Origin of the sequence: Moorena sp. SIOASIH, from assembly GCF_010671925.1 — a bacterium.
Taxonomy (GTDB): domain Bacteria; phylum Cyanobacteriota; class Cyanobacteriia; order Cyanobacteriales; family Coleofasciculaceae; genus Moorena.
Map to the genome: position 1 here is coordinate 1,384,910 of NZ_JAAHIH010000001.1, position 6,622 is coordinate 1,391,531.

The following is a 6,622-nucleotide window of genomic DNA, read 5'->3' on the forward strand; positions in this document are numbered from 1 at the left end:
GCACTGGCTCCCCTGTTCCGAAGCTGCATCGCTAAATACTTAAGCAGATTTTGCCAATAAAGGTTCTACCGTCTCGGATGATTCACCCACCTGCTCTAAAATCTCAATCAATTCCCGTTCAAAGGTGACCAAAGCACGATTGGTTTTCCCACCAATATTGATTCGGAAACTGATAGACATGACATAGGGTTTGCAGCACTGAAATAGCCGTGGATATTATTTCTACGGCTATTTTTTTTATTTTAATTTAATCTAATCGGCCAGCTATCGAAAAAATGTTTATTTTGGAAATAATTAGGTAAAGTTAACTCTTATTTTATGCCAACAATGAACACCCGTTACCGCCGTTGATTAATGCCATAATCGGCGGCATCAACTAATCTAAAAACTACCTTGTAGTTAACCCCATCGGGTGCATCTCATTTTTGTTGTTTGACAAGGTGGTGCGTTACGGGGCGGGCTGTCTAAACCCTGGCGCTTGAGCGGAAAATTAGGCACCCCTAACACACCCTACTGGCGTGGCAAGCTTAATTTGATGCATTAGAATTGTCGGATTCAACATCTTCAAAAACAGCGATATTGATGCTTCAATTTAATTCGTGCATCTTGGGTTGTGAAATGCCAAATTACCTTACTAGCTGTGCGATTTCGTTCTTTTTGCCACGCATTTAATTCCGATGCTAGTTTCAAGGGATGTGGGAATACGTCGAGCCAGGCATTGTTTTGACAAAACACGCTCGTTCTATCTCGGCAACATTAAGCCAACTGCCATTACGAGGTGTATGATAAATCTCTAATCTTCTGGCCGTGTGTGCTTCTGCTGCGGGAAAAGCTTTGTAGAGAGAAGCGATGTTATGAGTATTGAGATTATCGCAGAGTAATTTAACAATGTTTGCTTGGGGATAGTCTACATCCAATAATTGCCTAATCTCTTCTGCCCAATCAATACTGGTACGACTGTCACGGTTACGTTCCTCTTCGCCATCCTCCCTGAGGGTCAAAGAACATAAATAAAGCTTGAGTCCCTTCGCGAGTGTAGTGATAATCCTCCTTGGCATCATGACCTGGTTGCATTTTAATTGGTTCGATTAGATGTCCAGTTAGTTGTATCGCTGCTTCATCCATACTTTTCAGAGGCTCACTTGGGCTATGTTGGCTGCAAAAGATATCGAGAACAACTTCCATTTCTGCCACGAAGCGGGCGTTCATCTCTTTCGGGAATACAAAAACGTTGTTTTTTCCATGGACGTAGTTGGTTTTTTTTAGATAGCTACGTACTGTTTCATGAGAAATTTCCGTGACTATTCCTCGTGTTTTCAATTCTTTAGTTAATAGCCTCAAGCTCCAGTGCGCTCTACCTAATGGTGGTGTGGAGCAATCATATTGCGATTAGTTGGGCAAATTGTTCGACCTTCAGTTTCGGTGGTAGGGGTTGGGAAATGCGCTGACGACGATTCAAGCTTGGTTCGATTCCTTGAGACGAAACCTTAGGGAGTGGAGCCTTAATTAACAATTTTCAACTCTTTTGCGCAAGAACCTTAAACTATAAAGGCTCCACTCCCTTACGGTAACTTCAAAGCTGTAAAAACCTTTTCCTTTTCCTGCCTACTGTGTTACGATGCACATTTAATGCCGAACTGATTTCTTCATCTGTCCATTTTTGTTTAGCTTGAGTACTTTCATCACACATCAATAAAACCTGAGCATGAAGTATTTTCTTTGTCGGTGCATGACCATTACGACTAATTCCTTCCAGTTTTTCTCTCTGCTCTGAAGTTAGAAAAACCATTACCCGACGACCTCTTCCCATATTATCCAGTTTGTTTTCTGTCTATTACACTATTTTAAGCTTGCCACGCCACTACGCAACTTTTTTACAAATATGAGATGCACCCACCCCATCATAGTTATCTGAGGTATAGAGTTTTTCTAGTTTACTCAGATGCTCGTCCCAGTCTTGCCAATCTTTCGTTGTTTTAACTAATACGACGACATAGTCACTCTGGAAGAGACCTATAAATATCGGAAAAATGGGCGGATTTTTGTAAATTTTTGTTTCACAAGTGAACACATCTCCCAGAGATATATTTAGAATAATATTGGTTGGTTTCCTAACGACTTGGCAATCAGGGCGTACGCAGAACACGAATACTAGGGATTTGCCAGCCCTACCTTGAACACTAAAAGCTCAATTGGTCGATTAACTTGCCTGTACGTGTTGTATTACTATATAACCCTTATCGAGGCTCTAACTTTCAACGCACAATCACTCACTTATCGCGCTTAGTAAGGTAGGAATACCCTGAGCTACGTTGCCACCTGGCTCACTAACAAACTCAGCCAAGTTACGAGCCGTGAGTAAGCTAAGGAATTAAACTACTTCTTTGGCTTTACTGTGGACTGACAACTTGATTAAAGAATTCTTGGTATCTGAATTTTTTGAATTGCTGGTTAAGGGAGTAGCTAAGTGACGAGTTGCTGAGCGGGTGACATGCCAGCTAAAATCGTTATTGGGTAATACTTTCAGCCGATATTTTACAAAAAGATACATACTAGTTTGGCCTGACCTTGGACGTAGTTATAAGGGTTTGAGCTTCTATAACATCATTCCTAGGGTCAATTGATCAGTTTATCTTTGCTAAGATAAACTGGCATCAAAGCCTTATCTAGTAAGCTTTTAAGGGCTCATGTCACCCCCTCAGGACAAGTTGTGTAAATTATTCTACCAATGGGGAGTCAAACTTCTTGAGTTTAGTTGATTTATTAGGCGAAAGAGCGCAAGCTCAACCTAATCAGCTTGCCTATATCTTTCTCCTTGACGGAGAAACCGAATCAGGGAGTCTTACCTATGGGGAATTAGATGCAAAAGCAAGAGCGATCGCAGCCCATCTCCAATCAATGCAAGGAGAACGAGCTTTACTGTTATATCCTTCTGGATTAGAGTTCATTAGCGCTTTTATGGGCTGCTTATATGCCGGGGTTGTGGCGGTTCCGGTTTATCCTCCCAGACGCAATCAAAAATTGTCTCGCTTGCTAAATATTGTTAATGATGCCCAAGCGTGTATTGCACTGACCACCACATCGATACTGGCTGACATTGAGCAAAGGTGGGCAAGTGATGGGGAGTTAGCTCAGTTGAAGTTGATAGCTACCGATACCATTGTTGCTGATAGTCAAGAGTTTGCACCATTATCAGTGACAGGGTCGAGTTTAGCTTTTTTGCAATATACTTCCGGTTCCACGGGAACACCAAAGGGGGTGATGGTGACCCATGGCAATATCATCCACAACCAGCAGATGATCCATCAGGCATTTGGTCATAGTGAGAAGACTATCTTTGTAGGTTGGTTGCCATTGTTCCATGATATGGGATTGATTGGTAATGTCCTACAGCCAATGTATCTGGGAATTCCCTGTATTCTGATGCCGCCAGTGGCATTTCTGCAGAAGCCGATTCGTTGGTTAAAGGCGATTTCTAAGTATAGGGCGACTACCAGTGGCGGACCGAATTTTGCTTATGATTTATGTGTCAAAAAAATTCAACCAGAACAATTAGCTAATCTTGACTTGAGCAGTTGGGATGTGGCTTTCAATGGGGCAGAACCAGTACGGGCAGAAACTCTGAAGCAATTTGGCCAAAAATTTGCGAACTGTGGTTTTAACTACAGAGCCTTTTATCCTTGCTATGGCATGGCGGAGACTACCTTATTTGCTACCGGTGGTGAAAAGAATCAATCGCCGGTGATTCAGGGAGTTAAAGCTAAAGATTTAGAGCAAAATTTGGTAGTAGAGAGTGAGATTTCCTCGGATGAAAGTCGAGGGTTTGTTGGTGTTGGTCGTCCTTACCTGAACACAACAGTAATTATCGTTAACCCGGAGTCCTTAACTCCGAGTGAACCAGGACAAGTCGGAGAGATTTGGGTTAGCGGTGGTAGTGTAACGTCTGGGTATTGGAATCGCCCCCAAGCAACACAAGAAGTGTTACAAGCTTATCTGAAAGATACAGGAGACGGACCTTTTTTACGTACAGGGGACTTGGGATTTTTGCTCAAAGGTGAGTTATTTGTGACTGGACGACTCAAGGATATGATAATTATCCGGGGTCGCAATTATTATCCCCAAGATATTGAATTAACTGTTGAAAACAGCCATCCTGCTTTACGAAGTCATTGTAGTGCTGCCTTTTCTGTAGAGAGGGATGGAGAGGAGCGCTTGGTGGTTGCTTGTGAGGTGGAACGAACTCACCTACGGAAGCTGAACACAGAGGAGGTAGTATCTGCCGTTCGTCATGGCATCTGGATGGAGCATGAGTTGAAGGTTTATGGAGTATTACTACTTAAGACTGGTAGTATTCCTAAGACTTCCAGTGGAAAAATTCAGCGTCATGCTTGTCGCCAGGAATGGCTAAATAAGCAACTAAATTTAGTGGGTGAGTGGATTGAAAACGAGTTAGTGGAACCAATAACTAGTGAGCAGCGACCAGATGAATATTTCCCTGAAAAAACGACTAGCTTTATGCCAACTCAAAACAATGGACACAAGGTATTAACTAGCCAAGATACAGCCAGCCAATCTCGCGCCGATGAACTACTTGAATGGTTGCGTGACTATGCATCATTTCGCATTAACTCTCGCTTAATTGATGAAAGACGTTGCATTCCACCTCATATTGTTCTAGATTTGGGAAACCGTGGGTTTTTCGGCCTACAAGTACCTTTTAACTATGGCGGAATAGGTCTGAACAATGTTGATACCTTAAGGGTTATTGAGCAGTTGGGAGCCATAGATCAAACCCTAACATTGTTTGTTGGCAATCATAACGTCCTTGGGGTTCGTCCGATTATGAAATATGCCTCCCTAGCTCAAAAAGAGCAATTACTTCCCAACCTAGCTACAGGTCGAGAAATAGCAGCCTACGCCTTAACAGAACCGGGGGCAGGTTCCAATCCCCGAGCCATATCCGCACGAGCAATACCGAATCCTAATGGTGGTTGGTTATTGGAAGGTTCTAAAATTTGGAGTGGTTCGGCTGCATGGTCTAGTGTTATCAATATTTTTGTCCAGCAGCTCGATCCCCATGGGAAACCGATGGGAATTAGTGGTTTCGTAGTGCCCCAGAGAACAAAAGGCTTGCGAATTGGTCCCGAAGCCCTGACTATGGGAATGCGGGGTATGGTTCAAAATGCCATATTTCTCGATGGAGTATCGGTAACTCCAGAGCAACTTTTGTCAGAAGCAGGTGCTGGGATGAAAGTAGCTCAAGATGCCATGATGCACGGTAGATTGGGTCTGGCTGCTGGATGCATTGGTGGTATGAAACGCTGCGCTCAGTTGATGCTTCGCTATGGTGAGCGTCGTTCGATCTCCACAGGTCGTTTACTCGATAATCCAGTTACATTAGTTCGTTTGAGCGATCTGACAGCCGCTATTACTGTCTTAGAAAATTTAGTTTTCACGACTGCCGAGTTATTGGATAGGGGATATTCTATTCCTGAAGAAGTCTACACGGCTTGCAAGACATCGGGGCCTGAGTTTTTCTGGCAGGCTGCTGACAACCTGGTTCAGTTACTGGGCGGTCGCGGCTATATTGAAACAAACATTGCCCCTCAAATCTACCGTGATGCCAGAGTTTTTCGCATTTTTGAAGGTCCGACGGAAACTCTCAATATGTTCTTGGGGTCTCGCGTGATTCAGAAACCAGAAGAGCTTTACCAATTCTTATCTAAGACATTGGAAGTTCCCGAAGTGGCTAAACGTCTGAAAAATGCTACAGCAGAAATTAGCGATCGCTTAAGGAATAAGAGCCGATTTTGCGAAGATCATACCGCTTTACGATGGGCTTATGTGTGTACAGGTGAAGTAGCAACTTGGGCTATTCTATTGGCAGTCGTGAAACGAAATTTGAAACAGTTAAGTTCTGAACCTTTGCAAATTGCTGCAACTTGGGCTGAATTACAGTTAGAGCAAAAACTCCAGCTTGTACTGATGGGAACACCAGCAGAGATGGTGGAATCTGACGCTGAGAATATCACCGCTCGCATAGAGGATTACGCCGAAAAAATTGGCGATATAGAACAAACTCTGCCAGGAGTTGACCATGAACTGGATGAATTTCTGCGTCAAACATCTACAGTAAAATCAAATAAAAATTTAGATGTAGAGTTGATTCACTACCAGGAGACAAAAAAGGTTGCTGTAGAACCGAAAAATTATCAGCCTTTAGAGAATCAGGAAGTTTATACTTATGATCAGATTGGAAGTTGGATAAAAAACTGGTTGGCTAAACAACCAGGGATTCAGAGAGAAACTATTAATCGCCAGACATCTTTTGCCGATTATGGCATGGATTCGGTGTTGGCACTAGAATTAGTACAAGCCTTAGAAGATTGGCTACAAACTTCCTTAGACGCAACGATTTTATGGAATTTTCCAACTATAGAATCCTTGGCTCAATACTTGGCTAGTATGTCAACACAAGAGGATGATTTAGAAACTTCACCTTCTGGTCAGGAGGAGGCAAAGACTACTACCTTAGAGTTGGAAAAACCTCTTGAAACTCAAATTGAGACATCTATTGCTGAAGAATTAGTGGCTCTGGAAAATTTATTGAAAGGAAATTAAT

General features: G+C 42.7%; 3 protein-coding genes and 2 pseudogenes. 1 reads left to right on the forward strand and 4 read right to left on the reverse strand.

From position 1 onward, the window contains the following. Nucleotides 1–39: 39 nt before the first annotated feature. From F6J90_RS06125 to F6J90_RS06140, 4 genes and pseudogenes are all read right to left on the reverse strand, one after another. Nucleotides 40–180: a hypothetical protein gene (locus F6J90_RS06125; protein ID WP_293091567.1), complete on the reverse strand. Its 141-nt coding sequence runs from the start codon at nucleotides 178–180 to the stop codon at nucleotides 40–42. A 347-nt stretch (nucleotides 181–527) separates the two neighbouring features. Further along, nucleotides 528–1,477 (reverse strand): annotated as a pseudogene (locus F6J90_RS06130) (IS630 family transposase); the annotation flags it as partial. A gap of 102 nt (nucleotides 1,478–1,579) precedes the next feature. After that, a pseudogene (locus F6J90_RS06135) lies at nucleotides 1,580–1,810 on the reverse strand (helix-turn-helix domain-containing protein); the annotation flags it as partial. 561 nt (nucleotides 1,811–2,371) lie between these two features. Continuing rightward, entirely contained in the window at nucleotides 2,372–2,551 is a 180-nt protein-coding gene (locus F6J90_RS06140) for a hypothetical protein (RefSeq protein ID WP_293091568.1), read from the reverse strand. 194 nt (nucleotides 2,552–2,745) lie between these two features. Here F6J90_RS06140 and F6J90_RS06145 point away from each other — a divergent pair, with 194 nt between their 5' ends. After that, nucleotides 2,746–6,621: an AMP-binding protein gene (locus F6J90_RS06145; RefSeq protein ID WP_293091569.1), complete on the forward strand. Its 3,876-nt coding sequence runs from the start codon at nucleotides 2,746–2,748 to the stop codon at nucleotides 6,619–6,621. Nucleotide 6,622 lies beyond the last annotated feature (1 nt).

Bases quoted from the DNA above. Each gene is read 5' to 3' on its own strand.
- F6J90_RS06125 (WP_293091567.1), bottom strand. From the start codon at position 180: ATGTCTATCAGTTTCCGAATCAATATTGGTGGGAAAACCAATCGTGCT.
- F6J90_RS06140 (WP_293091568.1), bottom strand. From the start codon at position 2,551: ATGTATCTTTTTGTAAAATATCGGCTGAAAGTATTACCCAATAACGAT.